The sequence below is a fragment of the Corynebacterium sp. KPL2825 genome (assembly GCF_037908445.1).
In the GTDB taxonomy this organism is placed as follows: Bacteria; Actinomycetota; Actinomycetes; order Mycobacteriales; family Mycobacteriaceae; genus Corynebacterium; species Corynebacterium kefirresidentii.
The window spans coordinates 1-15,206 of sequence record NZ_JBBMGI010000002.1; the positions used below are offsets into that span (position 1 = coordinate 1).

The window sequence follows — 15,206 nt, forward strand, 5'->3', positions numbered from 1 at the left end:
TGGAGCGGATGACGAGACTCGAACTCGCGACCCTCACCTTGGCAAGGTGATGCGCTACCAACTGCGCTACATCCGCATGCGAAACCAGGCCCGGTTTCTAGGACAAAGTCCTTGTGCGCGATACTGGGATTGAACCAGTGACCTCTTCCGTGTCAGGGAAGCGCTCTCCCACTGAGCTAATCGCGCGCTATTCACTTAGAATCACTCTTCACAGGTAGCCCTTTGAAAAGCGTGGAGCGGATGACGAGACTCGAACTCGCGACCCTCACCTTGGCAAGGTGATGCGCTACCAACTGCGCTACATCCGCATTGCGCCGCAAACTTTTATTCCGTTGCGGTGCGAGAAGAAACATTATCGTGCTCCGCGCCAGTTTCCAAATCCCCAGCCCAGCGCCTTGCTTTTAACCGCCGATATTCCACGTTTGTACGTTCCCAAATCACACCGGTGTGATTCTTGTGGACCGCAGGCGCCCAGCCGCCTCCCGCTCATGAGTAGCCCTACGCAGCCAATTAGGTATTTGAATTTCAAGCGGTGTACATTTAGCCACCGCACGGTCCTATAGCTCAGTGGGAGAGCGTTCCGTTCACACCGGAAAGGTCACTGGTTCAATCCCAGTTAGGACCACCACTTCCCCGCCCTGCACTCCACTTCACAGGTAGCTTGGGCGGGTTTCTTTGTGTGCCGGTAAGGTGTTCCGTCGTGTTGTGGATCCTTTTAGGCATTTTTGCTGGGCTTGTTTTGCCCGTACAGACCCTGGTTAATACGCGCTTGCGCTTGTCAACAGGCACGCCCTTTTCTTCTTCGCTTATCTCTTTCGCCGTGGGCACGGTGACCTTGCTCGTTATCGCCACCGCTGTCACCGGCGGTGAATTCGGCCTTTCCCGCACAGCTGGCCAACCACTGTGGATATGGTTCGGCGGTTTGCTCGGCGTAGTTGCGCTTACTGGGAATATTCTCCTATTTCCCCACTTGGGTGCCGTCCAGACCGTAGTTCTTCCCATCGCCGGTCAGATCATCATGGGGCTCGTCATCGATCACCTTGGGCTCTTTGACTCCCCTATATCCCCGCTGACCGTGGTTCGCATGCTAGGGGCTCTCATCGTCCTAGGCGGAGTAATCGCCATCGTCGCCGGCCCCGGCGCGCCCACGAAGCATGAGGACAGTGCCACAGCGCTGTGGATGTGGCGCTTAGCGGGGTTTGTTTTTGGCTGTTTTACGGCAAGCCAATCCGCGATCAATGGTCACCTGGGCCAGATTACTGGCTCACCTGTTAGCGCGGCTTTAGTTTCTTTTAGCGTCGGGGTATCTGCCCTTGCCATTGTGAATATTGTTCTACGCTGGCGACCTCGCATTGAGCGCCCCGAGGGGAAGAACAATCCCTGGTGGATGTGGGTTGGTGGCGTCCTGGGTGCCTTGTTTGTTTTTGGCAACGCGGCCTTAGTACCGCAGCTGGGAACGGGGCTTACCGTGGTTGCGACGCTCCTCGGCTCCATGCTGGGGTCCGTACTTATTGATCGCTTGCGTGGCGCCCGCGTAACGCTGCGCCAGGTAGCCGGCATTGCAGTGATACTGGCCGGTGTGATTCTCATCCGTCTGGTGTAGCCCGTCTTGCTGAGGTTATGGCGCTGTTATTGCCATGCTGGGCACTCGCCGCTCTGGCTACACTGGGATGACATGGATATCTCTTCGCTTTTGGGTCCTGATTCCCGCGACACATTCACCATCCGTACGAATATGGTCAGCACGTTGACCGGATCGGCGACGATGAACCATGTCTCAGAAGACATGGGAAATGACACCGATGGACAACTTTTTGCAGCTCTACGGGACTGGGCAGACGTGGTGTTGGTGGGCGCGCAAACGGTGCGCGCAGAAGATTACTCCGGCGTTGTTCCTAGCACCGATGGCTCGCGCCCAGCTCCTATTGCAGTGCCTTCTCGCAGCCTTGATTTCGATATCGACTCGGACTTTTTTACAGACTTTACTACCCCACCTGTCATCTTGGCCCCACACAGCAGCTGGGAGGATGAAGACATCGTTACCCGAATCGAGGCTATTGAAAGCACGGGGGCGGAGGTCTGCGATGCCGGTGAAGGAAGCGTGCGCGACTACATATCCGTCCTGAAGGATCGCGGGTTTAAGCGCGTGCTATGTGAAGGCGGTCCAGGAATGATTGGGCAGTTGGTAGACGCCGATGCGATTGACCAGATGTATTTGACCCTGGATCCGCATCTGTCTACCGGCGTAGAGACTCCGATGGCTACTTTTAAGGGCGAGCATTCCCACCGCCGCATGCAGTTGGAAAATGTCGCGGCCGATACGGATGGCACGGTGTTTCTGCGGTATTCCCGCACCCGCGAGGACGTAGACTAAGGGCCCGTGAATTCCCGAATCAATGTTGCCGCTTGGCCCGTGGCCGTATTGCTCGTTGTGCACCGCGTATTCATCATTGCGCGCAACGGCACGCCAACGGATGATTTCACCACCGTGTATAACGCGGTGGCGCGCATGTCCAGCAGCCAGCCGGTCTACGAGCAGGCCTATAACCACGTTGACCCGCTGTATCTGTATACCCCGGGAGCCACGCTGCTGCTTGCGCCATTAGGGCACCTAGACTTCTCACTTGCGCGAGGACTATTCATCGTGGCGAATGCGGCCGCGATCATCGCGGCACTGGCGGTGCTTACCCTTATAGTGGACCGCAAGCTCACCTCGCCCGTGTGGCCGGTATCTATTGCGCTGGCGTTTGTCACGGAGTCAGTGACCAATACGCTTGCCTTTACCAATATCAACGGCGTTCTCTTGCTGTGTCTGGCCGTGTTTTTGTGGGCCTTTTTGCGGGCCGAGCGCACCCCGTGGTTGGGCTGGGTGGCAGGCGTGGTCATTGGCCTTGCCATCGTCATTAAGCCGCAGTTTGCGCCGCTGCTCTTCCTGCCCTTGGTAAAGCTCCAGTGGCGCAGTCTCGCCGAGGGCATCGGAGTTCCGGTGATTCTCAATCTACTGGCGTGGCCGGTGGTGCCGGGCGCCAGCGGCTTTTTCGAAAAGCTGCTGCCCTATCTTTCGGAAACTCGTGACTATGCCAATTCTTCCTGGGCGGGTTTCCACGCCTACGTTAATTTTGGCGCCGGGTTGTATTGGACCGTGTGGCTGATTTTTGCCGGCCTTACGGCCGCAGCGATTCTCGGGCTTTTACGCTGGCGCAACTCCGACCCAACCTTGTGGGCACTGACCACTAGCGGGGCGATAATGGTGGGAATTTTCTTCCTGTCTTCCCTAGGCCAGCAGTACTATTCCATGTGGCTTTTCCCGCTGATGTTTACCGTTGTGCTCCCGCGCTCGGTATTTCATTCCGCGGGAGCGTGGTTGGCGGCATTTCTCTTTTTGGCTCCGGTCTAGTGGGCGTCTACAGCGCACCCGGATGCTGGACGGTGGATGAATTTTTTCACGGCCACGGCAGGATGGGCGCTGCTTATCGTCGCAATTTTCGCTACGGTCGCTGGCTGGTGGCGTGCCGCGCGCAGAGCGGTTTAGACTCGGCCCATGACCGATTTCAAGCTCATTGCTGATACCGAATGGCGCCAGCGCTTAAGCCCCGAGGAATACTATGTTCTGCGTGAGGCAGGTACGGAGCCGCCCCATGTAGGCGAGTACACCAATACCACTACCGAGGGTGTCTATTCTTGCCGCGCGTGTGGAGCGGAGCTTTTCCGTTCCACGGAAAAGTTTGAGTCCCATTGTGGCTGGCCGTCTTTCTTCTCCCCGCTTGCCGGAGACAAGATCATCGAGCGAGAAGATAACTCGCTAGGCATGCGCCGAGTAGAGGTCTTGTGTGCCAACTGCGAATCGCACCTAGGCCACGTCTTTGAGGGCGAGGGCTACGACACCCCTACTGACCTTCGCTATTGCATTAACTCCATTTGCCTTGACCTGGAGGAAAAACCGGTAGAAGGTGGCACCGCTTAAAGGGCCCCGCCACAACTTACGCCCCGTCAACAGCCTGGCTGCCAGGCTAGTGAAAGGGGCGCAGCCCGGGACGTCGCCAAGCAGTGCTTCTGCTAGGCGGCGTTTCCTTTAGGGCAGTACTGCAATGAGTTCTGCCACGTCCTTGACGCGACGGCCGGTGTGGAAAGGAATTTCCTCGCGCACGTGGTGACGGGCTTCGGTATAGCGCATCAGGTACATCAGGTCGACGATACGGTGGAGCTCATCCGCCTCAAAGGCCAGAATCCACTCGTAGTCACCCAACGCAAAAGCCGGTACGGTATTAGCTCGCACATCAGGATAATCACGCGCTTGCATGCCGTGCTCCATAAGGATGCGGCGGCGCTTTTCCTCGTCCATGGTGTACCAGTCATAGGAGCGCACGAAGGGATAGACCGAAATCCACTCCTTTGGCTCCTCGCCCATGATGAAAGACGGCAGGTGCGACTTATTAAACTCCGCTGGACGGTGCAAAGCGTTGCCTACCCAGGTCACTTCGCTAACCTGGCCCAAGGTGGTCTCGCGGCGAAAGTCCCCAAAGACCTTCTGCAGGTCAGAGAATTCCTCGGCGTGCCACCAGATCATAAAATCAGCAGAATCGCGCATAGCCGTGAGGTCATAGATACCGCGCACCGTCACTTTGCCAGCCTCTTCAACGTCGGCGAAGAACTTCTGCGCTTGGGCGATGATTTCCGCTCGCTCGGTGCCGAGCGCCCCCGGGATCACCTTAAAAACTGCGTGCTGGGAATATTGCTGAACCGCATTGAGTTCCTTGTAGTCTAGCTTCGCCATTGCGTTCTCCTTTGCCAAAGCCTCTGGGTAATCGGACATATCCATCATAAGTTGGATATGAAACCTTGTCACTTCCCCCGCCGCGGGGATGCCGACACGCTCTCGCATCGGCGCGCCTCCCCCAGCTAGAGGCTGGGAAACTATAGCTTGAACGTCGTGAGCAATTCCGAATCGACCACCCCACGCAGCGCCGAGGCTTCCGCCCCCACTCCTTTGCACAGGCAAGCGGAAAGCCACGAACCAGCTACCCCCGCCGCATTCACCCAAGCAGTGGAGTCAATGCACGCGGCCGACCTGCGCCCCGAGATAACCCTGGGCTCCATTCGCCCACCGCAGCGCCTTGCGCCGTTTAGCCACGCTATCGGCCTCGAGGTGGGAGGCGAAGACAACCCAGACATCGTGCCCACTGATGCGGAAGGCGATGCATTTGGCCGCCTTATCTTGCTCCACGATCCGGGTGCTGAGGAAGCCTGGGAGGGCGCTATGCGCCTTGTGGCGTATATTCAGGCCGATATGGATGATGCCGTAGCAGGAGATCCGCTCTTGCCCGATGTGGCTTGGCAGTGGCTCAATGAAGGCCTAGAAGAGGAAGGCGCCGACCACACCAACTTGGGTGGCACCGTCACCTCTACCGCGTCCGTTCGATTTGGGGAGATTGGTGGCCCACCGCGCGCCTATCAAATTGAAATGCGTGCTTCGTGGACCGCTGAAGGCCTCGATCTGGCGCCTCACGTGCAGGCTTTTGCAAAGGTATTGGCTAACGTTGCCGGCCTCCCTCCTGAGGGCGTTACCAAGCTCGGCCACTAGAATGCCAGAATTGCGCAGCCGGCCGGTAGAGGGCATCCCGGCGGTCCTTGCTACCCGGGATGAATTCACCGCTGCCGCCGCACGCCTAGCTGCAGGTACGGGCCCGTTTGCCATCGATACTGAACGCGCCTCTGGTTATCGCTACGATGACCGCGCCTTCGTAGTTCAAATTCGCCGCTGCGGCGCAGGCACCATGCTTTTTGCCCCTGAAGGCCATCGCGCGGAGCTCACCGCTGCCCTCGCCCCAGTACTCAACGGGGCGGAATGGATAATTCATGCCGCGCATTCGGATTTGCCCTGCCTAGGGTGGCTTGGGCTATTCCCCGGCTCCATCTTTGATACCGAGCTAGCGGCGCGGCTCGCTGGTTTCGACCGCCCGAATCTGGGCACAATGGTTGCAGAGCTTTTTGATATCGAATTAGAAAAAGGCTACGGCGACGCTGACTGGTCAACCCCGCAGCTCAGCGAGGAACTCAAGGCCTATGCCGCACTAGATGTGGAGCTGCTCCTCGAGCTTGCCGATTCACTACGCGATATCTTGGCCGAACAAGACAAAATGGATTGGGCGCTAGAGGAATTTTCCTCCATTGTCCGCGAGCATGCCGGTGATACTCACCCGCAGCCACCTACTTGGCGCGACCTAAAGGGAGTCTCCAACCTGCGCAACGGCAGCCAGCTTACCGCCGCTCGTGCGCTATGGCTCAAACGGGACGCAATAGCTCGGCGCACCGATACTGCACCCGGCCGGGTTTTAGCGAATAAGACGCTGGTAGAAATTGCGCGCGCTCTCCCCACCTCTGGCAGCGATTTGGCCCGCATCAAGGGTTTTCCCCGCCGGCGCAAGGGGGCCACCGCCCGCTGGATGGCGGTGCTAAACCAGGCGCGCGCCATTCCCCCGCACCAGCGGCCTCGCGTGCACCGTACCCCGCGTCCGGTCCCTTCCAAGACCATCTGGACTAAGGACTACCCTGATCTCTGGGAGATATATCAAACTATTCGCGCCGACATCGCGGAACTAGGCGATGATCTTGGAATGTCCTCCGAGCTTATTATCCGCCCCGCCACCGTGCGCGCCGCAGTATGGGCGAAGGTAGGGGTACGTGCTGATAAACGCCACCGCGGACCTGATTCTGTTGCCGGTTCCATCCGCCAGCCAGACGACGTCGCTGCGTTTCTCCGCGCGGAAGGCGCGCGCGAATGGCAAATAGAATTGACCGCCCCGCTTATCGTGGACGGTCTTTTCTAGAAGATATTTATCAGGACAGGCCTAGCCTTCATTTCCCAGCTCATTGGCATCAGCAGTGAAGTTTTCTACCCACTCGCTAATCGAGGCCGCCATAAGTTCAGGGGTAAGCCCGAATTCCTCTAGGACCTCGCCGCGCGAGCCGTGCTTAGGGAAGTATCCCGGAACGCCAAGTCGGCGCACAGGGGTATTTACCTCGGCTGCGCTGAGGGCTTCAGAAATCATGGAGCCAATACCGCCGCGTACAAGGCCGTCTTCTGCCGTAACCACCAGATCGTGGTCAGCGGCGAGTGCCACAATAGAACTTGGAACCGGCACAACCCAACGCGGGTCAACGACGGTTACGTTAACGCCTTGCTCTCCGAGCAGCTTCGCTGCCTCGATGCTGCGCGCGGACATGGCACCGATAGAGACGATAAGCACCTCTGGGGTGTCCTCGCCAGCGTCGGCTTCGCCGTAGTGGAGGATGTCGACGCCATCCCCCAAGGTTTCTACCGCATCCATATCCGGCAGCAGGTTGCCTTTAGGGAAACGAACTACGGAGGGGCCGGATTCGATTTCTAGCGACTCCCGTAAGAGCTCCCGCAGGCGCGCGCCATCGCGCGGGGCGGCAATGTGTATGCCCGGTACGATGCTCATCAGCGCCATATCCCACACACCATTGTGTGATGCTCCATCGGAACCGGTAACCCCGGACCGGTCGAGCACGATGGTTACTGGCAGCTTCAGCAGCGCAATATCCATAATGACCTGATCCACGGCTCGATTTAAAAAGGTGGAATATACCGCCACGACCGGGTGCATACCCCCGAGCGCGAGACCAGAGGCGGAGGTCATCGCGTGCTGCTCTGCGATTCCCACGTCAAAGAAGCGTTCAGGAAAGCGCTCTTGGAACGGCGTGAGCCCAGTCGGCCCTGCCATGGCAGCGGTAATGGCCACAATGTCTTCGCGTTTTTCAGCAGCAGCTACAAGCTCTTCTGAAAAAGCTGCGGTCCAGCCAGGCTGCTTAGTTCCTTTTGCCACACCGGTGACCGGATCAATAGCACCGGTTGAGTGCATCTGATCCTTTGGCTCATTGACGGCTGGGGCAAACCCATGGCCCTTTTCAGTAACCACATGCACAATGATGGGTCCGTCATAATCGCGGGCATAGGTCAGGGCATGCACCAAGCTATCGATATCGTGCCCGTTAATGGGACCGATGTACTTCATGCCTAGTTCCGGGAACATCTCGGTTGGCAAGACCGTAGACTTGACGCCTTCTTTCATGGCATGCAGGGCATCGAAGGCTCGCTCGCCTACCCAACCCATTTGTTTCAGGCGGCGCTTGCCCTGCTCCATAAGTTCGTCATAGCCGTGCTGAGAGCGGATACGACCAAGATTTTCCGAGAGGCCACCGATGGTGGGCGAATAGCTGCGGCCATTGTCATTGACCACAATCACCGCATTGCGGTCCTTGTCCTCGGAGATATTGTTGAGTGCCTCCCAGCACATACCGCCGGTCAGGGCGCCATCACCAACGACGCCGATAACGTTGCGGTGACCATCGCCGCGGATTTTAAAGGCCTTTGACAAGCCATCCACCGTAGACAGCGAGGCCGAAGCGTGCGAGGACTCGGTCCAGTCATGCTCGGACTCGCCGCGGTCCGTGTACCCCGAAAGACCATCTTTTTGCCGCAAGGTATCGAATTGATCGGTGCGACCGGTAAGCATTTTATGCACATAAGACTGGTGCGAGGTATCAAAAATAATGGGCTCGCGCGGGGAATCAAATACGCGGTGCAACGCTATGGTCAGTTCCACCACGCCCAAGTTGGGACCCAAATGTCCGCCTGTGACGGAAACCTTATCAATGAGACGCTGCCGAATCTCTGCCGCAAGCTCTTCAAGCTTGTCTGCGGACAGTGCCTTGAGATCCTGCGGCGAGTTAATGGTATCCAAGATAGTCATGGAGCGGCCTTCAACTCCTTCTGTGCTTAGTTCTTCTTTTCTACCGTACCCGCGGCGGGCGGTGAATATTATATTCCGGCTAGGGCGCGGCACCGTACCCGGCCGCGCCTGGGCACCTATGCGGCGCATTAGGCAGGGGTAATGAGCGCAATCGTTTCGAAGTGATGCGTTCCGGGAAACGCGTTAATGAGCGCCATTTTTTCAATCCCGTACCCGTGTTCGTCCCAGTAATGCAGATCGCGAGCAAAGGTGGCTGGGTCACATCCCACGTGCACGACCGCTTGGGGTGCAGCGGCCGCCACGGAACGAATCACGTCTTTGCCTGCGCCGGTGCGTGGGGGATCGAGGACTACAGCGCCTGGTTTAGGTAACTGCACAGCAACCTGCTCCACCTTCGCGGATTTTAGTTCCACATCGCAGTCCGCCAGGCAGGGCTGCTCCGCTGCCGTTGCCGCTGGCGAATAATCCACGGAGATGACCTTGCCCTGCACGGCTGCTGCCAGTGCTGGAACGAAAAGCCCAACGCCGCCATAAAGATCCCAGGCGGTACGTTCCTGGTACTCACGTTGACCGAGCCACTCAGTTACCAGCTGGGTATACGCTGCCGGCGCCTGACTATGGGCTTGCCAAAAGGCAGTGGCGGGGAAGCTAAACGTCCTACTACCCACATGTTCTTGCACTTGGCCGCTGCCTTCTACCACCTCACGGATGGTCTCTACGCGGCGTCCGCGCGGGGCTTTGCGGGTTTCTACTACATGGCGGTCTCCCGCGCCATCGACAACAGCAATGACCTCTGCACCTGGGGTAAAACGACGTGCGCCTTCTCCGACGAGGCCGTCTGCCAATCCCGGAGCCAGCTGCGTACAGGCGGCTGCCGTAACGAGCTCATTGGACCGACGCTCACGGGTTCCAGCACGCCCTTGCTTGTCGACGCCCCACCGAACCCGAGTGCGCCAGCCCCTCACCGGCTCTAGGGTGTGTTGTTCAATGTCTAGGCCCGCACTGGTTTTAACGCCAGTGCGGCGCAGCTGCTCCGCTAAGATTTCTGCCTTAATCCCAGTTTCGGCCGCAGGATCTAGCTCTGCAAAATCGCAGCAGCCTGCCCCTTGTTCCGCAGCTGGGCACGACGATGGCACGCGCAGCGCACCCGGGGTCACTACACTGTCCAGGTCCGCCTTAATGAACGACTTCTTGACTCGGCCGGCCTTAGCCTTAACGACGTCTCCTGGAAATGCGCGTGGAACAAATACAACTCGCCCATCAGGCGCCTGGCCGATTCCTACCCCGCCGTGTGCCATGCGGTCAATTCTCACCTCAAGAATATCGCCCCGGCTAATCGTAGGTTCAGTCATTTTCTACCTCGGCCTCTTGTAGTGGTTCTGGTTGTGCCTGCGTACGCTCACCCGCGCCTGTAGCTTCCTCCACAGCTGTGTCCGCGCGCCGCACCATCCACACGGTAAGCGCCGTTACCAGAAGGGTCAGGGGCCATCCCATTAGGATTCTGGTCACTCCCAATGCTGTAGTTGCATCGGCATCATAGATGGCGCGCTGGACAATAAAACGGGCGAGAAAGATTACCGCCCACCCACCGGTAGCTATGGCATAGGCCCGGCGCGCTGGGGTAATCTTCTGCCACTGCGTTTCCTCGCCGTTAATCCCCTTCCAGATAACGCCCACCGCGGGCCACCGGAATAGGATCGAGAGTACGGCGGCAATGCATAGCGCCAACGACATCCAGATACCGTACAAGAAATACCCTTTGGCATCACCGGTAAACCAGGCGATTGCCGCACACAGAGCGACGCCCAAAAGCCCCGATATGGCTGGCTGAAGGGTCTCTTTGCGAAGCACCCTCCAGATAGCGATAGCAACGGCTACACCAAGCGCCGCTCCGAGGGCTGGGCCCAGCCCAAAAAAGTTATTGACTGGAATCAGCACAAGGACCGGCAAGGTAGCGGAAACGAGCCCGGATAGCCCACCCATTTGTTCCAATAGGGTGGGTTCGGCTTGAGACTCATTAGCGTCAAGGTTCTTTGCGTCCTGGGAGGACTGCGGCGAGGAAGAATGTGTCACGTGGTTTACTGCTTTGCCTAGTCTTTGGAAGTAGGTGCAGAACCCTCATCGGGGTCCTGCGGGGACGATCCATTCTCCCCCTCCTGTGGGGTGCCGCCCAAATCGCGCAAGTGCTGTTCCGCCTCTGCTTCTGCTGCAGGGTCTGGACCGCCAACGCCGTTTTCTGGGTGGTTCTGGGCATTAGCGGCTGCCTGCTGCTCCTGCTGGCGCTGGTCCATGGCCTGCTTGACTTGCTCTACGAGCTGCTCGGGCATGATGACCGGCAAAGCGTTTCCGGCCAAGATGGGGTCTTCTCCACGGTAGACAAAGGTGCGCGCGGCTACCTCGCGGGCCATTTCTGCCAGGTCAGCTTCCATTCCTGCCGGTGCCGCCAGCGTCATGCGCAGCATCCACCGTGGGCCATCTGCACCGATGACGCGAACCTGGCCATTGTCGTTTTTACCCACGACCTCAGCACCCCACGGGCCTGGCTCGGTAGTAACGGTGAGACCGTCGCGGCTCATGCCTTCCCTGATCTCCTCGACGGATTCTGCCCACTGGCCCGGCTTGCGTGGGGCGGCAAAGGCTACGGGGGTAATTCGGCCCACCTTGGTTACGATGTGCAGCATCCGCGGGCCTTGCTCGCCCATTTCTACTTGTACCTGGGATTCCTTTGGCAGTGGGATGCGCAGAGAGCCCAAATCTAAAATGCCGATGGAAAAGTCGCTGAAATCGAAAGTTTCGATATCTACGGAGTCACCATCAAAGGGGCCGGTCTGACCGTTGATAGCGTCATGGGCAAATTCGCGTGATTCATTGCCAGAAGCGGCCGCGGCATCGGCTGCGGTATCTTCTACCGGAGGATATGATTCCTGGGCATCTTTATCCACGGACTCGGGGCCCACCGGCTTTTCGCCCTTTGCTGCAGGCTTTGCCTGCTCCTTCTTCGCATCCTCGTTCTTCTTGCCAAAGGGCCAGATTCCCATGGTTGCTACATCCTTTCTAGAAGTTTCGTTAAGTCTCTATTGCTTTAGCTACACGCCGGTAGAGCCATAGCCACCGGCTCCCCGGTCGGTGTCATCCAATTCTTCGACCTCAGCAAATCCCACTAGTTCAACGCACTGGACCACGAGCTGAGCGATACGCATTCCGCGTTCGATTTCGATTGGGGTATGCCGGTCGTGGTTGATAAGGCAGACTTTGATTTCCCCGCGGTAGTCAGCATCCACTGTCCCCGGAGTATTAACTACCGAAAGCCCTTGTTTAGCAGCCAACCCGGACCGTGGATGAATCAAACCGACTGTTCCTAGTGGCAGCGCAATTGCAATCCCGGTGCCTACAAGGGCGCGCTCGCCGGGTTGCAACGTAAGTGCTTCTGCTGCGTAGAGGTCCGCACCAGCGTCGCCGCGATGGGCGCGTTTCGGCAGCGGAAGCTCCTTGTCTAGACGCTTGACTTTAATATCGCCGAAAGGGCTTTCTGGCTGAGAATATGGAAACGAGTCAGTCACCTGGCCAATCCTACCTGCCTTAGCAGGTTCATTCTGCGGTGCGTGTGGACTAGACTAGCTAGACGTGTCTGATACATCTGCTTCTTCCGCAACTCCGGCACCGTCGAGCTCCGCTTCTGCGCAGGGCACGATGGCCCCTCAGGTGCTCTACCGTGAACGCCAATGGGTGCCTTGGTGCTTTTGGCTTTTTGCCGCCGGCATCGTGGCACTTACTTCTGCTACCGCCGGGCTAAACCGCTCCATGTGGTGGACCATTATTCCTGCAATACTCCTTGGCGCCATCGCCGTGTGGGTACTTATTACGTGGTCCAATACGGTCATCGTGGTAGAGCGTGACCCAGACGGAACGCGTTGGCTCTCAGTCAAAGACGCCCAACTACCCAACGACGTGGTCTCGCGGTCTATCACGGTTCCTAAATCTGCACGGCGTAATGCGCTAGGCCCGCAATTCGATCCCGCGGCGTTCTTGGTCTCCCACGCTTGGATGGATGAGCACGCCATGATGGTGCTCAATGATCCTGAGGACGATACCCCTTATTGGCTCATCGCTTCGAAGGACCCAGAAGCTTTACTCCATGCCTTCCTGCCGGAACAGCACTAAATTTTAAAGACTTTGTAGGCATCCTCGAACCGGCAGATTCGAGGCGGCCACAACACCAAACCCCGCACTCGGCTTTAAGCAAGTTGCCGTGTGCGGGGTTTCTTTACTGCTGCGACTTCCTTTAAGCACAGTCCTTACAGATAGGCTGGCCATCCTCATCGTGGGAATAGCGCTTATTGGACTGCACTAGGAAACAAGAGCCGCAGGTAAACTCGTCTTCTTGGCGGGGAACTACCTCAACATTGAGCTCCTCACCGGTAAGGTCAACTGTTGGCGGCTGGAACGATTCGACGATTTCTCCGTCATCGTCCATGCCGTTGTTGTCGCTTTCAGCGGCTTTGAGCCCCTCTAGGGAGTCAGTTTCGAGTTCATCTTCCGCGCGCCGGCGCGGTGCGTCATAATCGGTGGCCATAATGCACGCCCCTAATGGTCAAATTGCTTTAAGGAATGGGTAATTATCGATCGCGCATAGTAAAGCACAAATGGCTAGATGTCATCTCACCGGCCGTTAGCGTGGAAAACTATTACCCCCGCAACGCGCCTGTGGCGTTGTGTGCTGCCAAAAGTTCCTCAAAGGCGGGGGCCAAATCTGCCCCCGCGGCCCAGGTAAGTTCGCCCTGAGCAGACCCCTTCTCAAAGCCTGGATGGTGCACCACCGCGCCTGCTTCGCGGGCAATAATTGCCCCGGCGGCAAAATCCCAAGCATTGATGCCGTGCTCAAAGTAGGCATCAACCGTGCCCTCAGCTACGCGACATAAATCCAGCGCGGCAGCACCGATGCGGCGAATATCTCGTACCTGGGGCAAGAGCTTGGTGAGCAGCTCGGCTTGCGCTGCTCTCCGTTGGGCATCGTATCCGAAGCCAGTGGCTACCAATGCCAACGCGGGATTTTTGGTGTGGGCGCACTGCAATGGGTGCGCCTTCCCGTCCGGGCCGGTGACCGTGGCGCCCTGACCGGCCGCGGCTGCATAAGTGCGCCCGCGGGCCACGTTGACCACCGCGCCAGCTACCAGGCGCCCCTGATATTCCGCACCGATAGAAACTGCAAAATCCGGCACCCCGTAGAGGAAATTTACGGTGCCATCAATCGGATCCACTATCCAGGTAACACCGCTGGTGGATTCCACATTGGCGCCTTCTTCCCCAAAGATTCCATCCCCTGGGCGTTGGGTACGAATGGTGGTGGCAATGAATTCCTCTGTGGCGGTGTCGACCTCAGTTACCGGATCCACATCACTGGACTTGGTGCTGGTATGCGCCGCGATGCCATCACCGGCGACAAGCTCTGCGCGCCGGGCGGCAATTAGTTCGGCCGCTCGCGTGGCGGTAGAGACGGCAAAATCCCGCAATTGGAGAAAATCGATGTGCTCAGTCATGCCAACTATTGTGCCTTCTTCTACACTGTCGGGCATGACTACTCTTTCTGGACATTCTTTTGGCGTCGATGTCGGCGGTTCGGGCATTAAGGGCGCAGAGGTGGACCTTGCCACCGGCGAATTCGTGGGCGAGCGTATGAAAATCGCCACGCCGCAGCCATCGACTCCGCACGATGTTGCCAAGGTGGTAGCCCAGATCATCCAGGAAAAGCAGTGGGAAGGCCCAGTAGGCATTACCCTGCCTTCCGTTGTCCGCAACCAAGAGGTAGAAACGGCAGCGAATATTTCCAAGGAATGGATTGGCATTAATGCTACAGAGCTATTCGCTGATTACTTGGATGCGGATTTTGCCGTGCTTAACGACGCCGACGCGGCGGGACTAGCCGAGGTTGCCTACGGAGAGGACATCGCCAAGCAGGGCTCCGTAATCTTTTTGACTCTGGGGACCGGCATTGGTTCGGCCTTCTTCTTGAATGGTCAGCTCTTTCCCAATACCGAGCTAGGGCACATGCTGGTGGGCGATGATGAAGCCGAAAGGATTGCATCTTCGGCCGTCAAGGACCGCGAAGGGCTCAAGTACAAGCACTGGGCTAAGCGGTTAAATAAGGTCCTTGCGGAGTATGAAAAGCTTTTTAACCCGCAGGCTTTCCTCATTGGGGGTGGTATCTCGCGCAAGTTTGAAAAGTGGGGCCCGCACCTTGACATTGCCACCCCCGTCATGCCTGCACAATTGCGCAATCGTGCAGGGATTGTTGGTGCCGCAATGGCGGCGGTAGAGGGCTTGAAACCATAAAATTTATGCACTGCTGGTGACCCTATCCACCGGCAGAGTAGAAAGATCCTCTATACTGGGCGGTCGATCCTAAGTTAAATAGCTCTAAGGCGTGTCTGGCCT

16 protein-coding genes and 4 tRNA genes are annotated in these 15,206 nt (G+C 57.8%); 9 read left to right on the forward strand and 11 right to left on the reverse strand.

From position 1 onward, the window contains the following. The 3 genes from WMQ00_RS01570 to WMQ00_RS01580 form a co-directional block, all read right to left on the reverse strand. A tRNA-Gly gene (locus tag WMQ00_RS01570) sits at positions 1–76 on the reverse strand. Positions 77–114: 38 nt separating this feature from the next. Beyond that, a tRNA-Val gene (locus tag WMQ00_RS01575) sits at positions 115–186 on the reverse strand. A gap of 46 nt (positions 187–232) precedes the next feature. Continuing rightward, positions 233–308, reverse strand: a tRNA-Gly gene (locus WMQ00_RS01580). A 245-nt stretch (positions 309–553) separates the two neighbouring features. Between WMQ00_RS01580 and WMQ00_RS01585 the strand changes: the two genes are divergently transcribed. The 5 genes from WMQ00_RS01585 to msrB all read left to right on the forward strand — a co-directional run bounded on the left by WMQ00_RS01585 (position 554) and on the right by msrB (position 3,964). Then, positions 554–628, forward strand: a tRNA-Val gene (locus tag WMQ00_RS01585). 72 nt (positions 629–700) lie between these two features. Beyond that, positions 701–1,603: a DMT family transporter gene (locus WMQ00_RS01590; RefSeq protein WP_259824632.1), complete on the forward strand. Its 903-nt coding sequence runs from the start codon at positions 701–703 to the stop codon at positions 1,601–1,603. A 72-nt stretch (positions 1,604–1,675) separates the two neighbouring features. Next, entirely contained in the window at positions 1,676–2,374 is a 699-nt protein-coding gene (locus WMQ00_RS01595; RefSeq protein ID WP_248098629.1) for a pyrimidine reductase family protein, read from the forward strand. Positions 2,375–2,380: 6 nt separating this feature from the next. Then, positions 2,381–3,397, forward strand: a complete 1,017-nt coding sequence (locus WMQ00_RS01600; RefSeq protein WP_340440600.1) for a glycosyltransferase family 87 protein — start codon at positions 2,381–2,383, stop codon at positions 3,395–3,397. Positions 3,398–3,541: 144 nt separating this feature from the next. Further along, entirely contained in the window at positions 3,542–3,964 is a 423-nt protein-coding gene (gene msrB / locus WMQ00_RS01605) for a peptide-methionine (R)-S-oxide reductase MsrB (protein WP_023021414.1), read from the forward strand. A gap of 108 nt (positions 3,965–4,072) precedes the next feature. On the opposite strand, the gene hemQ is transcribed toward msrB, so the two are convergent. Continuing rightward, complete coding sequence (hemQ, locus tag WMQ00_RS01610; protein ID WP_034655844.1) at positions 4,073–4,774, reverse strand: hydrogen peroxide-dependent heme synthase; 702 nt, start codon at positions 4,772–4,774, stop codon at positions 4,073–4,075. 213 nt (positions 4,775–4,987) lie between these two features. Between hemQ and WMQ00_RS01615 the strand changes: the two genes are divergently transcribed. After that, positions 4,988–5,581: a DUF3000 domain-containing protein gene (locus WMQ00_RS01615; protein ID WP_232212620.1), complete on the forward strand. Its 594-nt coding sequence runs from the start codon at positions 4,988–4,990 to the stop codon at positions 5,579–5,581. Position 5,582: 1 nt separating this feature from the next. After that, positions 5,583–6,827, forward strand: coding sequence for an HRDC domain-containing protein (locus WMQ00_RS01620; protein ID WP_340440601.1), 1,245 nt, complete (start codon positions 5,583–5,585; stop codon positions 6,825–6,827). Positions 6,828–6,848: 21 nt separating this feature from the next. On the opposite strand, the gene dxs is transcribed toward WMQ00_RS01620, so the two are convergent. From dxs to dut, 5 genes are all read right to left on the reverse strand, one after another. Then, entirely contained in the window at positions 6,849–8,774 is a 1,926-nt protein-coding gene (dxs, locus tag WMQ00_RS01625; protein ID WP_023021410.1) for a 1-deoxy-D-xylulose-5-phosphate synthase, read from the reverse strand. Positions 8,775–8,902: 128 nt separating this feature from the next. Then, the gene (locus WMQ00_RS01630) at positions 8,903–10,126 is read right to left on the reverse strand and encodes a class I SAM-dependent RNA methyltransferase (protein WP_340440602.1); all 1,224 of its coding nucleotides are present in this window, start codon (positions 10,124–10,126) and stop codon (positions 8,903–8,905) included. Then, entirely contained in the window at positions 10,119–10,847 is a 729-nt protein-coding gene (locus WMQ00_RS01635; protein ID WP_340440603.1) for a DUF3159 domain-containing protein, read from the reverse strand. The genes WMQ00_RS01630 and WMQ00_RS01635 overlap by 8 nt, the downstream gene beginning before the upstream one ends. 17 nt (positions 10,848–10,864) lie before the next feature. Next, entirely contained in the window at positions 10,865–11,812 is a 948-nt protein-coding gene (locus WMQ00_RS01640; RefSeq protein WP_200288992.1) for a DUF3710 domain-containing protein, read from the reverse strand. Positions 11,813–11,860: 48 nt separating this feature from the next. Continuing rightward, positions 11,861–12,334, reverse strand: coding sequence for a dUTP diphosphatase (gene dut, locus WMQ00_RS01645; protein WP_340440604.1), 474 nt, complete (start codon positions 12,332–12,334; stop codon positions 11,861–11,863). A 64-nt stretch (positions 12,335–12,398) separates the two neighbouring features. Here dut and WMQ00_RS01650 point away from each other — a divergent pair, with 64 nt between their 5' ends. Further along, entirely contained in the window at positions 12,399–12,935 is a 537-nt protein-coding gene (locus WMQ00_RS01650) for a DUF3093 domain-containing protein (RefSeq protein WP_340440605.1), read from the forward strand. A 121-nt stretch (positions 12,936–13,056) separates the two neighbouring features. Here WMQ00_RS01650 and WMQ00_RS01655 read toward each other — a convergent pair whose 3' ends face one another. Both WMQ00_RS01655 and WMQ00_RS01660 read right to left on the reverse strand, forming a co-directional pair. Further along, positions 13,057–13,347, reverse strand: a complete 291-nt coding sequence (locus WMQ00_RS01655) for a DUF4193 domain-containing protein (protein WP_023021404.1) — start codon at positions 13,345–13,347, stop codon at positions 13,057–13,059. Between the two features lie 112 nt (positions 13,348–13,459). Then, entirely contained in the window at positions 13,460–14,347 is an 888-nt protein-coding gene (locus tag WMQ00_RS01660) for an inositol monophosphatase family protein (RefSeq protein WP_200288990.1), read from the reverse strand. On the opposite strand from WMQ00_RS01660, the gene ppgK reads away from it, so the two are divergent. After that, the gene (ppgK, locus tag WMQ00_RS01665; protein WP_023021402.1) at positions 14,346–15,104 is read left to right on the forward strand and encodes a polyphosphate--glucose phosphotransferase; all 759 of its coding nucleotides are present in this window, start codon (positions 14,346–14,348) and stop codon (positions 15,102–15,104) included. The genes WMQ00_RS01660 and ppgK overlap by 2 nt on opposite strands. Positions 15,105–15,206 lie beyond the last annotated feature (102 nt).